The 14,431-nt window shown below is 42.8% G+C and carries 11 protein-coding genes; all 11 read left to right on the plus strand.

Features of this window, described 5'->3' with window-relative positions; all coding sequences use genetic code 11:
- Positions 1 to 18 precede the first annotated feature (18 nt).
- Positions 19 to 3,138 carry a TAT-variant-translocated molybdopterin oxidoreductase gene (locus tag ABTP35_RS09880; RefSeq protein WP_293296665.1) on the plus strand — a complete coding sequence of 1,040 codons (3,120 nt, stop codon included), beginning with the start codon at positions 19 to 21 and terminating at the stop codon, positions 3,136 to 3,138.
- 33 nt (positions 3,139 to 3,171) lie between these two features.
- The gene (gene nrfD / locus ABTP35_RS09885) at positions 3,172 to 4,923 is read left to right on the plus strand and encodes an NrfD/PsrC family molybdoenzyme membrane anchor subunit (RefSeq protein ID WP_293296663.1); all 1,752 of its coding nucleotides are present in this window, start codon (positions 3,172 to 3,174) and stop codon (positions 4,921 to 4,923) included.
- A gap of 2 nt (positions 4,924 to 4,925) precedes the next feature.
- Complete coding sequence (locus ABTP35_RS09890) at positions 4,926 to 5,453, plus strand: DUF3341 domain-containing protein (protein ID WP_224835458.1); 528 nt, start codon at positions 4,926 to 4,928, stop codon at positions 5,451 to 5,453.
- Positions 5,454 to 5,457: 4 nt separating this feature from the next.
- Positions 5,458 to 6,027 carry a c-type cytochrome gene (locus ABTP35_RS09895; protein WP_252078982.1) on the plus strand — a complete coding sequence of 190 codons (570 nt, stop codon included), beginning with the start codon at positions 5,458 to 5,460 and terminating at the stop codon, positions 6,025 to 6,027.
- A 17-nt stretch (positions 6,028 to 6,044) separates the two neighbouring features.
- On the plus strand, positions 6,045 to 7,379 hold the full coding sequence (locus ABTP35_RS09900) for a quinol:cytochrome C oxidoreductase (protein WP_224835456.1): 1,335 nt from the start codon (positions 6,045 to 6,047) through the stop codon (positions 7,377 to 7,379).
- Positions 7,380 to 7,407: 28 nt separating this feature from the next.
- A complete protein-coding gene (locus ABTP35_RS09905; RefSeq protein WP_224835455.1) occupies positions 7,408 to 8,535 on the plus strand; it encodes a cytochrome c oxidase subunit II in 1,128 nt (375 codons plus the stop codon).
- Between the two features lie 37 nt (positions 8,536 to 8,572).
- Positions 8,573 to 10,396 carry a cbb3-type cytochrome c oxidase subunit I gene (locus ABTP35_RS09910; RefSeq protein ID WP_224835454.1) on the plus strand — a complete coding sequence of 608 codons (1,824 nt, stop codon included), beginning with the start codon at positions 8,573 to 8,575 and terminating at the stop codon, positions 10,394 to 10,396.
- Positions 10,397 to 10,521: 125 nt separating this feature from the next.
- The gene (locus tag ABTP35_RS09915) at positions 10,522 to 11,343 is read left to right on the plus strand and encodes a GIN domain-containing protein (RefSeq protein WP_293296659.1); all 822 of its coding nucleotides are present in this window, start codon (positions 10,522 to 10,524) and stop codon (positions 11,341 to 11,343) included.
- Positions 11,344 to 11,418: 75 nt separating this feature from the next.
- Positions 11,419 to 12,441 carry a Holliday junction branch migration DNA helicase RuvB gene (ruvB, locus tag ABTP35_RS09920; RefSeq protein WP_293296657.1) on the plus strand — a complete coding sequence of 341 codons (1,023 nt, stop codon included), beginning with the start codon at positions 11,419 to 11,421 and terminating at the stop codon, positions 12,439 to 12,441.
- Positions 12,442 to 12,651: 210 nt separating this feature from the next.
- Positions 12,652 to 13,731, plus strand: coding sequence for a c-type cytochrome (locus ABTP35_RS09925; protein WP_293296655.1), 1,080 nt, complete (start codon positions 12,652 to 12,654; stop codon positions 13,729 to 13,731).
- Between the two features lie 12 nt (positions 13,732 to 13,743).
- The gene (locus ABTP35_RS09930) at positions 13,744 to 14,427 is read left to right on the plus strand and encodes a Tat (twin-arginine translocation) pathway signal sequence containing protein (protein WP_293296653.1); all 684 of its coding nucleotides are present in this window, start codon (positions 13,744 to 13,746) and stop codon (positions 14,425 to 14,427) included.
- Positions 14,428 to 14,431: the final 4 nt, after the last annotated feature.

Raw genomic sequence — 14,431 nt, forward strand, 5'->3', positions numbered from 1 at the left:
TAATCTCAGATATATCGTATGGCATCAAACAAAAAATATTGGAAAAGTGAAGCGGAGTTGAATCCGAACGATTCCATTGTTGAGGCGCTAAGAAACAACGAGTTTACAGAGGAGATTCCCGTTGATGACTTTTTGGGGGACAAGGAAAAACTGTCCGCCTCCAATACTTCAAGAAGGGATTTCTTGAAATATGTCGGCTTCAGTACTGCGGCAGCAACCGTTGCAGCGTGCGAGGGACCTGTTCACAAATCTATACCGTATGTGGTCCAGCCGGACAATATTGTTCCAGGTGTGGCCAATTACTATGCTACAACTATAGCGGATGGTTTTGATTTTGCCAGTATTTTGGTGAAAACCCGTGAGGGAAGGCCGATAAAAATTGAAAACAATACGGATGCAAAGGTAAATGGTGGGGCCAATGCGCGAGTGCAAGCCTCTGTTTTGTCTCTGTATGATAGTAAAAGGGTTCAAGGGCCAATGGCCAATGGTGAGCCTATGGAATGGAAGGTACTGGATGCTACGGTGATGGCCAAGCTGAACTCTTTGAAGGGTTCTAGTAAGCAAATTGCCCTTTTGACGCAGACCTATGCAAGTCCGTCCACAACAAAATTAATTTCGGAATTTAAAGAGGCTTACGGGGAAAACGTGAATCACGTGGTTTACGATGCAATTTCCGAAGATGCTGCGCTTAATGCATTTAATAAGGTGTACGGTGAACGTGCCTTGGCCGATTATGATTTTGAAAAAGCTGAATTGATAGTGTCCTTCGGGGCTGATTTCTTGGGAGATTGGCAAGGTGGGGGCTATGATTCTGGTTATGCAAAAGGACGTATTCCAAAGAACGGGAAAATGTCCAGGCATATTCAGATGGAGTCCAATATGTCCTTGGCCGGGGCCAATGCCGACAAGAGATATCCAATGACGCCGACCCAGCAGAAAATTGCGCTGGCCAAATTGTATGGTAAGTTAAATGGTAGCAGTGTAGGCGGTGGTACATCTGATGTGGATGCTGCCGTTGACCAAGTTGCGGCCGAAATCAAAAAAGCAGGCAGCAGAGCAGTTGTTGTTACCGGATTAAATGATGAGAATGCACAATCTGTTGTATTGGCGATCAATAAATTATTGGCTAGTGAGGCATTTGATCCGATCAAGCCAAAATATGTGCGCCAAGGAGATGCTGCAAAGGTGAATAAATTGATATCGGATATGAATGCCGGTCGTGTAGGTATGTTGATTACCGACGGTGTAAATCCAGCGTATTCATTGCCAAATGCAGAAGAGTTTGTTGCTGGTTTGGATCAGGTAGATATTTCTGTAGCTTTTGCGTTCAATAATGATGAGACGGCACAGTCGTCCGATTATGTGGCGGCATCATCCCATTATTTGGAATCATGGGGCGATGCAGAGTTCAAAAAAGGACAATATAGCTTAATGCAGCCAGCCATTCGTGAGTTGTTTGATACGAGGCAGTTTCAGACGGCACTTTTGAAATGGATGGGTGTGGAAAAAACATACTACGAATACATTAAGGAAAATTGGAATACTGATATTCTTCAAGGTGGTTCTTGGAACAAAGCTTTGCAGGATGGGGTATTTGAGGTTTCTGTGATGAATACAGAAAATGACGAGGTTGCTTCGGGCAATGAAGGCGAGGAAGAGCAACCGGAAATTGTACCAATAGCGTCAGCGATACGTTCTTTGGTGAATTCCACAAGCCCGGGCACGGAGCTGGTACTTTACTCCAAAGTGGGTATGGGTGACGGTCGCCAGGCTAACAACCCTTGGTTGCAAGAGTTCCCTGATCCGATTTCGAGGGTGTCTTGGGATAACTATGTTACCGTTTCCAAGGCCGATGCTGAAACTTGGGGATTGGAGAACACCATAGTGGCCGATGGCGGTCTAAATGGTAGTTATGTCAATCTTACTGTTGATGGAAAGGTTCTGGAAAATGTTCCTGTGATCGTTCAGCCAGGACAAGCAGTGGGTACTGTCGGGCTTTCGTTCGGATACGGTAAAAAAGCCGGAATGCAGCAAGAGATGGCCACAGGGGTCAATGCATACGCTTTATATAGTAATTTTTCCGATGTACAGTCGGTTACGATAGAAAAATCAGCAGGAGTTCATGAGTTTGCCTGTGTGCAATCTCAAAAAACACTGATGGGTAGGGGAGATATCATCAAAGAAACTACTTTGGAGATTTTCAATACCAAAGATCATGCGGAATGGAACCCAATGCCGCATGTATCATTGAATCATCAGGAAATACCTGTTACCTCTCCAGATGCAGACCTTTGGGAGGAGTTTGATAGAAGCATCGGGCATCACTTTAACTTGTCCATCGATCTAAATGCATGTACCGGATGTGGTGCTTGTGTCATCGCATGTCATGCCGAGAACAATGTTCCGGTTGTCGGAAAGATGGAGATGCGCCGTTCCAGAGATATGCACTGGTTGCGAATAGACAGGTACTACTCTTCCGAAGAGACCTTTGAGCAAGATAACGAGAAGAAAGAAGGCATGGATGGCCTTTGGGGAGAAAATGGTTCTCTTGGAGGCTTTAGGGAGATGGAAGATCCGTCAGCCAATCCACAGGTGGCCTTCCAGCCGGTAATGTGTCAACACTGTAATCATGCACCTTGTGAAACTGTTTGTCCGGTAGCGGCAACATCGCATAGTAGACAGGGTCAAAACCATATGGCTTACAACCGTTGTGTAGGAACAAGATATTGTGCCAACAACTGTCCTTATAAAGTTCGTAGATTCAACTGGTTCTTGTACAATAACAACGACGAGTTCGATTTTAATATGAACAATGATTTGGGTAAAATGGTACTTAATCCAGACGTTAACGTGCGTTCTAGGGGGGTTATGGAAAAATGCTCAATGTGCATCCAAATGACCCAAAAGACCATTTTGGACGCGAAGAGAGACGGTCGAGTGGTGAAAGATGGTGAGTTCCAAACTGCTTGTTCTGCAGCATGTAGCAGCGGGGCTATGGTGTTCGGTGATGTAAACGATCACGATAGTAAAGTGGCCAAATTGAAGGAGGATGATAGGATGTACCATTTGTTGGAGCATGTGGGAACAAAACCAAACGTGTTCTACCATGTTAAGGTAAGAAACACCAACGAGGCTTAATCAATAAAAAAAGAAGTAACTAGAAGATAAATTATGGCGTCGCATTACGAAGCACCTATTCGAAAGCCCTTAGTAGTCGGAGACAAAGGTTACCACGATGTAACCGTGGATATTGCCCGTCCGGTTGAGGGAAAGGCCAACAAACAATGGTGGATTGTTTTTTCTATCGCATTAGTGGCATTCCTTTGGGGTCTAGGATGTATCATTTACACCATTTCAACAGGTATTGGGGTTTGGGGTCTTAACCGAACCGTAAACTGGGCCTGGGATATTACCAACTTTGTATGGTGGGTAGGTATTGGTCACGCAGGTACACTGATTTCAGCAGTACTTTTGCTTTTCCGTCAAAAATGGAGAATGGCAATTAACCGTTCAGCGGAAGCCATGACCATTTTCTCGGTTGTGCAGGCGGGTTTGTTCCCGATCATTCACATGGGCCGTCCTTGGTTGGCATATTGGGTACTTCCCATTCCTAACCAATTTGGTTCCCTTTGGGTAAACTTTAACTCACCATTGCTTTGGGACGTATTTGCGATATCGACCTATCTTTCTGTATCATTGGTATTCTGGTGGACAGGATTACTGCCCGATTTCGCGATGATTCGCGATAGAGCGGTAAAACCATTCCAAAAGAAAATATATAGCTTGTTGAGCTTTGGTTGGACAGGTAGAGCCAAGGATTGGCAGCGTTTTGAGGAAGTTTCCTTGGTATTGGCCGGTTTGGCAACACCTTTGGTACTTTCTGTACACACCATTGTATCCTTTGACTTTGCCACATCGGTGATTCCAGGATGGCACACTACCATTTTCCCTCCTTACTTTGTTGCGGGAGCGATTTTCTCTGGATTTGCCATGGTGAACACGCTTCTGATCATTATGCGTAAAGTGTGTAATCTTGAGGCTTATATTACCGTACAGCATATCGAATTGATGAACATTGTAATTATGATTACAGGTTCCATTGTAGGATGCGCCTACATAACTGAGTTGTTCATTGCTTGGTATTCCGGAGTGGAGTACGAGCAGTACGCTTTCTTGAACAGGGCTACAGGACCTTATGCATGGGCTTACTGGGCAATGATGACCTGTAATGTGTTCTCGCCTCAGTTTATGTGGTTCAAAAAGTTGCGTACCAGTATTATGTTCTCTTTCTTCATTTCCATTGTGGTAAACATTGGAATGTGGTTCGAGCGTTTTGTGATCATCGTTACATCGTTGCACAGGGATTATTTGCCATCCTCATGGACCATGTTCTCCCCAACATTTGTGGATATTGGAATTTTTATTGGAACCATCGGATTCTTCTTTGTCCTGTTCCTCTTGTATTCAAGAACATTCCCTGTAATAGCGCAAGCCGAGGTAAAATCAATTTTGAAATCATCTGGAGAGAAGTATAAAAAATTAAGGGATGCTGGTCAACCTCTTTATCAAATGCCACAAGGTGTAAATAAAGTAGTGGGTTATGAAGAGCCCATAACGGATGATGTGTTGATGGGCGAAGTAAAGCCTACAGCAGGTGATAAGGTCGGTGTAACCGAATTGCTGAGCAGTATAGGTACATTCGATGCCGCTACGGAAACACCGGACGATTTGAAAGTAATCAAGGGAGTAGGTCCGGAAATGGAGCGTACCTTGAACGAAATAGGTATTTACACCTATGCACAGGTCGCCAGAATGACCGAAAAGGAGTATAATCTGTTGGACTCTATTACCGGAAGGTTCCCAGGTCGTGCACAACGTGACGATTGGGCGGGTCAAGCGAAGTTGTTAAACGATAAAAAATAATTATGGCATCAAAAGTTATACAAGCACTTTATACCGATGACGATGTGTTGATGCATGCCGTAAAAAAGGTTAGGGCAGAACACCATCATATAGAGGAGGTGTACACCCCGTTTCCTGTTCACGGTCTAGACAAAGCAATGGGATTGGCCGATACAAGAATCGCTATCACTTCATTCCTGTATGGATGTTTGGGATTGACCGTGGCCGTGGTTATGATGAACTTTATTATGATCGAGGATTGGCCACAGGATATTGGAGGTAAGCCAAGTTTTAGCTACCTGGAAAACATGCCGGCCTTTGTACCGATCATGTTCGAGCTTACCGTTTTCTTTGCAGCCCACTTAATGGTGATTACATTTTATCTTAGAAGTAGGATGTGGCCCTTTAAAAAGGCGGAGAACCCAGATAAAAGAACCACTGATGACCATTTTTTGATGGAGCTAGGTGTTCACGATAACGAGAATGAACTTGCCGAGCTGTTATGGGAAACAGGAGCGGTAGAAGTAAAAGTTACAGAAAAGGAGTCTTAATAATATGAAGCAATTAGGTAAAATAAGTCTTGCTTTGGCCTTGGTACTGTTTGCAGCCTCTTGTGCAGATAAGAACAGTCCAAACTACCAATTCATGCCAAACATGTACGAAACCGTAGGGTACGAAACTTATCAAGGTGTTGATAATGGATTGTTTCCTGATGGAACAGAGGCCATGTTGCCCGTAGAGGGGACCATTAATAGAGGTTACATGCCCTACGAAATAGAAAACACTCCAGAAGGTAAAGAAATGGCAAGGTTGAACCCAAGTCCATTGGATTCGCTCAATAGTGAAAAGAATTTAGCAAGAGGCAAGGAGCTGTACGATATTTATTGTGCCATATGTCACGGAGCTAAAGGAGATGGTCAAGGAAACCTTGTAAAAAGAGAAAAAATATTGGGTGTTCCCAGCTATGCCGATGCAGCTAGAAACATTACTGTCGGAACTACATATCATGCCATTTATTACGGGTTGAACTCAATGGGGTCTTACGCCTCACAGTTCGCCAATGAAGAAGAAATGTGGCAAGTGTCCGAATATGTGATGAAATTAAAGGAAGACCTAACAAAATAATAGGATAAGAAGAAACTATGTATACCTTTTCAAACAAACTTAGACTTGGATCTTTCATAGCCATGGGGCTTGGATTTATTTTCCTAGTAATTGGTTTTGTATCTGCCCCATCAACGGTGGAGGAAGCCAAGGCCATGGTAGCAGTGCATGACGATGGTCATGGAGGAGGGCATGCAGAAGCAGCCGATGCCCATGGCGTAGCAGAAGGTCACGGAGCCGAAGCTGCACATGGAGAAACACACGATGCTTCTCACGATGAGCATTTGTTGCACCAGTTGCAAAACCGTCCATGGTCCGCACTTTACGTAGCAGCATTCTTTTTCTTTATGATTTCTTTGGGAGTATTGGCCTTTTACGCCATACAACGTGCTGCACAAGCAGGATGGTCCCCATTGCTCTTTAGGGTGATGGAGGGTATTACGGCATATCTTGTCCCCGGAGGTATCATTGTATTTGTAATATTATTGCTATCGGTATTGCACATGAACCACATGTTCGTATGGATGGATGCGGACACAGTGGCACACGATAAACTATTACAGGGCAAGGCGGGGTATTTGAACCCAACTTTCTTCTTGATAAGAGCAGCTATATTCTTGGGTGGATGGATTTTTTACCGTCAGTATTCCAGAAAATTGTCCTTGGCGCAAGATGAGTCGGACGATAACAGTAACTTTGTAAAGAATTTTAGATGGTCTGCCGCTTTCTTGGTATTCTATTTAATTTCTGAGTCCATGATGTCTTGGGATTGGATCATGAGCTTGGACCCACACTGGTTCAGTACCCTATTTGGATGGTATGTTTTTGCAAGTATGTTCGTATCTGGGATCACTGTTATTGCCATGGTTACCGTATACCTAAAATCAAAAGGATATCTAGAGCAAGTAAATGATAGTCATATCCACGATTTGGCCAAGTTTATGTTCGGTATCAGTATATTCTGGACGTACTTATGGTTCTCTCAGTTTATGCTTATTTGGTATGCGGATATACCAGAAGAGGTAACTTACTATATAGCCCGTTTCCAGGACTATAAACTGCCTTTCTTTGGAATGTTGGTTCTTAACTTTGTGTTCCCATTATTGGTTCTTATGAACAGCGACTATAAAAGGGTAAACTGGTTTGTTATCATGACGGGAATAGTGGTGCTGTTTGGGCACTATTTGGATATTTTTAATATGGTAATGCCTGCAACGGTAGGGGATCAATGGTATATTGGTCTTCCGGAAATAGGAGGTATTTTGTTCTTTGGAGGTTTGTTCGTTTACTGGGTATTCACAGCGTTGACCAAAGCGCCATTACAACCCAAACGAAACCCATTTATTGAAGAGAGTAGACATTTTCATTATTAATACGATTTAAGTCTTAGATAGATATACGATGACTGCATTATTAACATTGACTGTTTTAGTATTGGTTGCGATTGCCATTTGGCAGATGACCAAGATTTTTGAATTATCGCAAACTAAAACAGAAAACGCTGAAATAGCCAACGATTCCGATAACAAGAACAATGGATACCTATTGTTTGCTTTTTTGATTTTTATCTATGGAATCACCATTTTCAGTTTTGCCAAATATTCTAAAATGTTATTGCCCGAAGCGGCATCAGAGCACGGTGGTGAGTACGACCAATTGATGTGGGTCTCAATGGCCATAATTTTCTTTGTACAGACCATTACACAAGCTTTGTTGCATTACTTCGGATACAAGTACAGAGGGCAAAAGGGCAGAAAAGCACTCTTTTTTGCCGATAATGATAGACTGGAGTTTATCTGGACCATTATCCCGGTAATCGTGTTGGCAGGTTTGATTCTGTGGGGTCTTTACACTTGGACCAATATCATGGATATTAACGAGGACGATGATCCGTTGATCGTTGAACTATACGCCCAGCAGTTTAACTGGACAGCCCGTTATGCCGGAGAGGATAACGTACTGGGTGATGCAAACGTACGCTTGATCGATATAGGTAAAGCAAATGTTTTAGGTTTGGACGAATCCGACCCCAATGCAGAGGACGATATTATTGTAAAGGAATTGCACTTGCCCGTTGGACGCAAAGTAAACATTAAAATGAGGTCTCAAGATGTATTGCACTCAGCATATATGCCGCACTTTAGAGCTCAGATGAACTGTGTGCCCGGTATGATCACACAATTCTCCTTCACACCTACGGTTACAACCGAAGAAATGCGCTTAAACCCGGATGTTGCGGACAAAGTAAAGCGAACCAATGCCCTTAGGGCAGAATGGGCTGCAGAAGGAAAGCCTAATTCGGACCCATGGGAGTTCGATTATGTTCTATTGTGCAACAAAATATGCGGAAAATCCCATTATAACATGCAGATGAAGATTATAGTGGAGACAGAAGAAGAGTACAATAAGTGGCTTGCCGAGCAAAAAACGTTCAAAGAAACTGTTATGGTGGACGAGAGCGGAGAGCAAGCATTCAACACCGAAGACGGCGAAGAAGTAGCTTTGGAAGAAACAACTTCGGTAGAGTAACAAGCAACAAAAAATAACAAAAAAAATTAATTGGAATATGTCTGAAGTAGCCCATGTAAGTCACGATGATCACCACGATGATCATGGACATCACCATAAGGAAACTTTCATTACAAAATACATTTTCAGTCAGGACCATAAGATGATATCCAAACAGTATCTCATCACTGGTCTAATTATGGGATTCATTGGTATAGCCATGTCATTGTTGTTTAGAATGCAATTGGCCTGGCCGGGTGAATCTTTCGGAATATTTGAAGCTGTTTTGGGGAAATGGGCCCCGGACGGTGTAATGGATGCCGATATTTATTTGGCATTGGTTACTATACACGGTACCCTAATGGTGTTCTTTGTACTCACACAGGGTCTTAGTGGTACGTTCAGTAACTTACTTATTCCATTACAGATCGGAGCAAGGGATATGGCTTCCGGATTTATGAACATGCTTTCTTACTGGATGTTCTTTGTTTCGTCCGTAATTATGATTATTTCTTTGTTTGTGGAAGCTGGACCGGCCGCTGCAGGTTGGACCATTTATCCACCATTGAGCGCACTGCCAATGGCCCAACCGGGTTCTGGTATGGGTATGACACTTTGGTTGGTTTCCATGGCAATATTCATCGCATCTTCACTTTTGGGATCTTTGAACTATATCGTAACGGTAATCAACCTTAGAACAAAAGGAATGTCCATGACACGTTTGCCATTAACAGTGTGGGCTTTCTTTGTAACTGCGATAATCGGTGTGGTATCATTCCCGGTATTGCTTTCTGCCGCTTTGTTATTGATTATGGATAGAAGTTTTGGAACATCATTCTTCTTGTCCGATATCTTTATTCAGGGAGAAGTATTGCATTACCAAGGAGGATCTCCAGTACTGTACGAACATTTGTTCTGGTTCTTGGGACACCCTGAGGTGTACATCGTATTGTTGCCAGCATTAGGTATTACATCCGAAGTAATGTCTACAAACGCAAGAAAACCTATTTTTGGATATAGAGCAATGGTTGCATCGATTTTGGCAATTGCATTCTTGTCCACAATAGTTTGGGGACACCACATGTTCGTGTCCGGTATGAATCCATTCTTAGGATCCGTATTTACATTTACCACATTATTGATTGCCATACCATCGGCGGTTAAGGCCTTTAACTATATCACTACATTATGGAAGGGAAATCTGCAGTTGAACCCTGCAATGTTGTTTTCCATTGGGTTGGTGTCAACATTTATCACTGGAGGTCTAACAGGAATAATATTGGGAGATAGTACATTGGATATCAATGTTCACGATACATACTTTGTAGTGGCACACTTCCACTTGGTTATGGGTATCTCCGCATTGTACGGAATGTTCGCAGGAATTTATCACTGGTTCCCGAAAATGTTCCAAGGCCGTATGATGAACAAAAACTTGGGCTACGTCCACTTCTGGATTACTGCAGTTTGTGCTTATGGGGTTTTCTTCCCAATGCACTTTGTAGGTATGGCCGGAGTACCAAGACGTTATTACGAAAACACGGCGTTCCCAATGTTCGATGAGTTGACCAACGTCCAAGTATTAATGACCGTATTTGCACTGATTGCTGGCCTTGCCCAGTTGATTTTTGTGTACAACTTTATATCCAGTATTTTCTACGGTAAAAAAGGACCGGTTAACCCATGGGGATCAAATACATTGGAATGGACTACCCCACGCGAGCACATCCACGGAAACTGGCCTGGGGAAATCCCACATGTGTACCGATGGGCTTACGATTACAGTAAGACATACGAAAATGGTGAGTATATTATTGCGGGACAAGATTTTGTGCCACAGAACGTTCCATTGCAAGAGAACGAGGAAGAACTCAATCATTAAGATCAAGAATATATTATTGTACAAACTGAGCCCGTCCCATAAGGATGGGCTTTTTTATTGGATTAGATTTTATGCTGAATTGTATATCTTTAAAGGGAGATCCCCTTATCAAAAAGCAAACCATCATGAAAAAGATTGTAATCTTAATATTGATCACCTTCCCAATATTATCCAATGCACAACGAAAGCCTAAAATAAAGGGGAGCAGAATTGTCTCCGAGCTGAGCGAAGAATTGCCTCCCTTTAACGCCATTGTGCTCAACGATGATCTGGATATTCGATTGAACAAAGCACTAGGGCCAGGGTATCACTTGATCGCCGATGATAACTTGATCGATATACTCAAGTTTGAAGTGCAAGAAGGCACTTTGGTAATTAGTTCTTACTATAATATTACGGCAAAGAAACAACTGGAAATTACAATCAATTATACAGATTTACAGGCAATAACAGTAAAGAACGGCAGCGTGGTTTCCAACGAAATAATAGATACCGAGCAATTGTTTGTGGATGGATTTAACAACACCAAATTGGATATTCGGGCCAATGCAGCGGTAATGGATATAAATTTGGAAGATACCAGCAGCGGAACATTTAATGTGGAAGTGGATTCACTTAATATAAATTTAGGGGCCCGTTCAGATGCCTATGTATATGCGCAGATGGATTCTGGGGCATTGGATTTGGAAGGTAATTCATCTTTGACCATCGAAGGTACATCCGATAGGTTGCAAGCCAATATATTGGATTATGCAAAATATAAGGGCGAGACCATGGAAGTAGGGTCTTATCAACTTATAATTAGCGGAAACTCCAATGCAAGGGTCTATGCATTTAGGGATATTGCTATTAAAGCAACACAAGATGCTAGAATTTACCTCTACGGAACGCCCAAGATAAGAATAGATGAGTTTTTGGACACAGTACAACTCATAAAAAAGGAATAGCTTTAAAAATCACCGTTAATTGAAAAGGTCATCAAGTTGTGCATAGCAGAGCTTTTCAATTATATTTGTTGAACGATGAACGAAAATTTAGATCCTACCGCCGAAAACCTATCACCAGAAGAGTTCGATATAGAAAGAGCTCTCCGGCCAATTAGCTTCGATGATTTTACAGGACAGGCTCAAGTGCTCGAAAACCTAAAGGTTTTTGTGCAAGCGGCCAATTTAAGGGGTGAAGCTTTGGATCATACTCTTTTTCATGGTCCCCCCGGCTTGGGTAAAACAACCTTGGCCCACATATTGGCCAATGAACTTGGTGTAAATATTAAGGTTACATCCGGGCCTGTTTTGGATAAACCTGGGGATTTGGCAGGCCTTTTGACCAATTTGGATGAACGTGATGTACTGTTTATAGATGAAATCCACAGATTGAGCCCCATTGTAGAGGAATATTTGTACTCCGCCATGGAGGATTATAAAATCGATATTATGATCGAGACGGGGCCGAATGCACGTACCGTTCAAATAAACTTGAGCCCTTTTACATTGATAGGGGCAACTACGCGGTCCGGATTGTTGACTGCCCCCATGAGAGCCCGATTCGGAATACAGAGTAGGCTGGAATATTACAACACCGAACTATTGTCCACTATAGTTGAGCGCAGTGCCGAGATACTAAAGGTCCCCATTACCAACGATGCAGCCATCGAAATTGCGGGACGAAGCAGGGGAACACCGAGAATTTGCAACGCACTTTTAAGAAGGGTCCGGGATTTTGCCCAGATCAAAGGGAATGGCAACATAGATCTCGAGATTTCACAATTTGGACTCAAAGCACTTAATGTGGATGCACATGGCCTAGATGAAATGGACAATAAAATTTTGAGCACCATCATCGATAAGTTTAAAGGAGGCCCAGTGGGAATAACTACCTTGGCAACCGCTGTATCCGAAAGTGCAGAAACCTTGGAAGAAGTATACGAACCATTTTTAATACAACAAGGGTTTATTATGCGAACACCAAGAGGTAGGGAGGTTACAGAACTTGCTTACAAACACTTGGGCAGAGTAAAGGGAGGTACACAGGCGGGATTGTTTTAAAGCCGATGGTTGTAACAATCCTATTAACTTTTACCGTTACGTTAAAAATCTTTTTGTATCTTGTTTATTATATTCATTTACAAGGTTCTATTAGGTTATTTAAACCAAAGAAATTCCCTACTTTTCCCTCATGTCAATTAAAAGTACATAAGGTTGTATTCCCAAAGTACACCACATTTTATTAAGATCAACGTACATTTTTCTAAGTAGATGTCGGGAAACCATCCTAAATATTCGCCAATATCCAATGCTGATAAGATTCCGGAGCTTTCCGGTCAAATACGTAAGTTAATGGTCCAAGTAGGTATTGGGGTAGGCCTTATTTTGATATTGGCCATTACATTGTTAGTGTTTCAGTTTGGTATTGGAACCACTAATGGCAACCTGGCCCCAGTTCCCGATGATGTATACCGTATGGATTACAATGTGTACAATCTATCATCCACTATAAAAAATGAAAAAATCAAACTTGGATTCGAGATTTTTAGAAATACAACATTGCATGTAGGACCCAAACAAAAAGATTCAGTCAAAATATATGCAGGCAATAACTTGGCCTGCGCCAGTTGCCATATAAGCGGAGGAACCAAACCCTTCGCGGCACCATTGATCGGTGTGGTAAAACGTTTCCCCCAATTTAGAGGTCGAGAAAACAAAATGGGAACCATTGAAGAAAGGATCAATGGATGTATGGAGCGGAGCATGAATGGTAGAATATTGCCTGTAGCATCACAAGAAATGCAAGCCCTTATAGCTTATTTGGATTGGTTGGGCCGAGCAACTCCCCCGAACGGCAAGATCGAGGGACAGGGCTTCTTTAAGATTCAAATCCCTAATAGGGTAGTAGATCTTGCTCATGGCGAATCCGTTTACAAAGAACATTGCGTTATCTGTCATGGTCTGGACGGACAGGGGCAATTATTGGCCGAAAACGACCAATATCTGTACCCTCCATTGTGGGGCAGTGATTCCTATAACAATGGTGCGGGCATGACCCGCGTAATCACCGCGGCCCAATTTATAAAAGGTAATATGCCATTTGGCACTACATACGACAAACCTGTTCTTACCGACGAGCAAGCCTACGATGTGGCAGGGTACATCAATCAGAAAATAAGACCTACCAAGCCCAATAGAGAGGCAGACTTTCCAGATCTGGTTAAAAAACCCGTATCTACGCCCTATGGTCCTTATGTGGATCCCTTCTCTCCCGAGCAGCACCAGTTAGGCCCGTTCCAGCCTATCATGGATTACTACCTTAAGGAACATCAACTTCGTAAAACCAAGTAAACACTACAAGCAATGAAAACAACAAGAACAACATCAAGACGAAATTTTATGGGAGCTATGATGCTGGGTGCCTCTGCATCCACATTAATGGCCTTTACCAATCCCGTTTTAGCGGGGATGGCCGATTACACCGAGTCGGAAATGAACGATGCGGAGGCATGGATGAAAACAATAAAAGGAAAACATAGAGTGGTATACGATGGTTCATATCCACATCACGGATTTCCCATAATTTGGAACTGGGCCTATTATTTGTCCAACAACGAGATGGGTTCCATGGATAATGAAATAACGGCCATGACGGTACTACGGCACGACGCTATTCCGTTTGCTTTTCACACCGACCTATGGAAAAAATACCCCTTGGGCACTATGTTCCATGTAAAAAAAGCGGACGGCACAGTATATAATCGCAACCCGTACTATGAACCGCAGGAGGGAGATTTCCCCATGCCTGTTATCCAGGGTATTAAGGATATGATCGGTCGCGGGGCCATGTTCTGTGTCTGTAATTTGGCCATAAAGGTCTATAGCGGAGCCGCGGCACAACAAATGGGCAAAGATGCATCGGAAGTGTACGAGGAATGGAAAGCAGCTGTATTGCCTGATATTCAGATTGTTCCTTCCGGCGTGTGGGCCTTGGGTAGGGCACAGGAAGAAGGTTGTGGTTATATTTTTGCAGGGAACACAATTTGATCAA

It is taken from the genome of Flagellimonas alginilytica (assembly GCF_042134605.1).
Taxonomy (GTDB): domain Bacteria; phylum Bacteroidota; class Bacteroidia; order Flavobacteriales; family Flavobacteriaceae; genus Flagellimonas; species Flagellimonas alginolytica.

Coding starts and splice junctions, on each gene's coding strand:
- ABTP35_RS09880 (WP_293296665.1), top strand. CDS start 19: ATGGCATCAAACAAAAAATATTGGAAAAGTGAAGCGGAGTTGAATCCG.
- nrfD (WP_293296663.1), top strand. CDS start 3,172: ATGGCGTCGCATTACGAAGCACCTATTCGAAAGCCCTTAGTAGTCGGA.
- ABTP35_RS09890 (WP_224835458.1), top strand. CDS start 4,926: ATGGCATCAAAAGTTATACAAGCACTTTATACCGATGACGATGTGTTG.
- ABTP35_RS09895 (WP_252078982.1), top strand. CDS start 5,458: ATGAAGCAATTAGGTAAAATAAGTCTTGCTTTGGCCTTGGTACTGTTT.
- ABTP35_RS09900 (WP_224835456.1), top strand. CDS start 6,045: ATGTATACCTTTTCAAACAAACTTAGACTTGGATCTTTCATAGCCATG.
- ABTP35_RS09905 (WP_224835455.1), top strand. CDS start 7,408: ATGACTGCATTATTAACATTGACTGTTTTAGTATTGGTTGCGATTGCC.
- ABTP35_RS09910 (WP_224835454.1), top strand. CDS start 8,573: ATGTCTGAAGTAGCCCATGTAAGTCACGATGATCACCACGATGATCAT.
- ABTP35_RS09915 (WP_293296659.1), top strand. CDS start 10,522: ATGAAAAAGATTGTAATCTTAATATTGATCACCTTCCCAATATTATCC.
- ruvB (WP_293296657.1), top strand. CDS start 11,419: ATGAACGAAAATTTAGATCCTACCGCCGAAAACCTATCACCAGAAGAG.
- ABTP35_RS09925 (WP_293296655.1), top strand. CDS start 12,652: ATGTCGGGAAACCATCCTAAATATTCGCCAATATCCAATGCTGATAAG.
- ABTP35_RS09930 (WP_293296653.1), top strand. CDS start 13,744: ATGAAAACAACAAGAACAACATCAAGACGAAATTTTATGGGAGCTATG.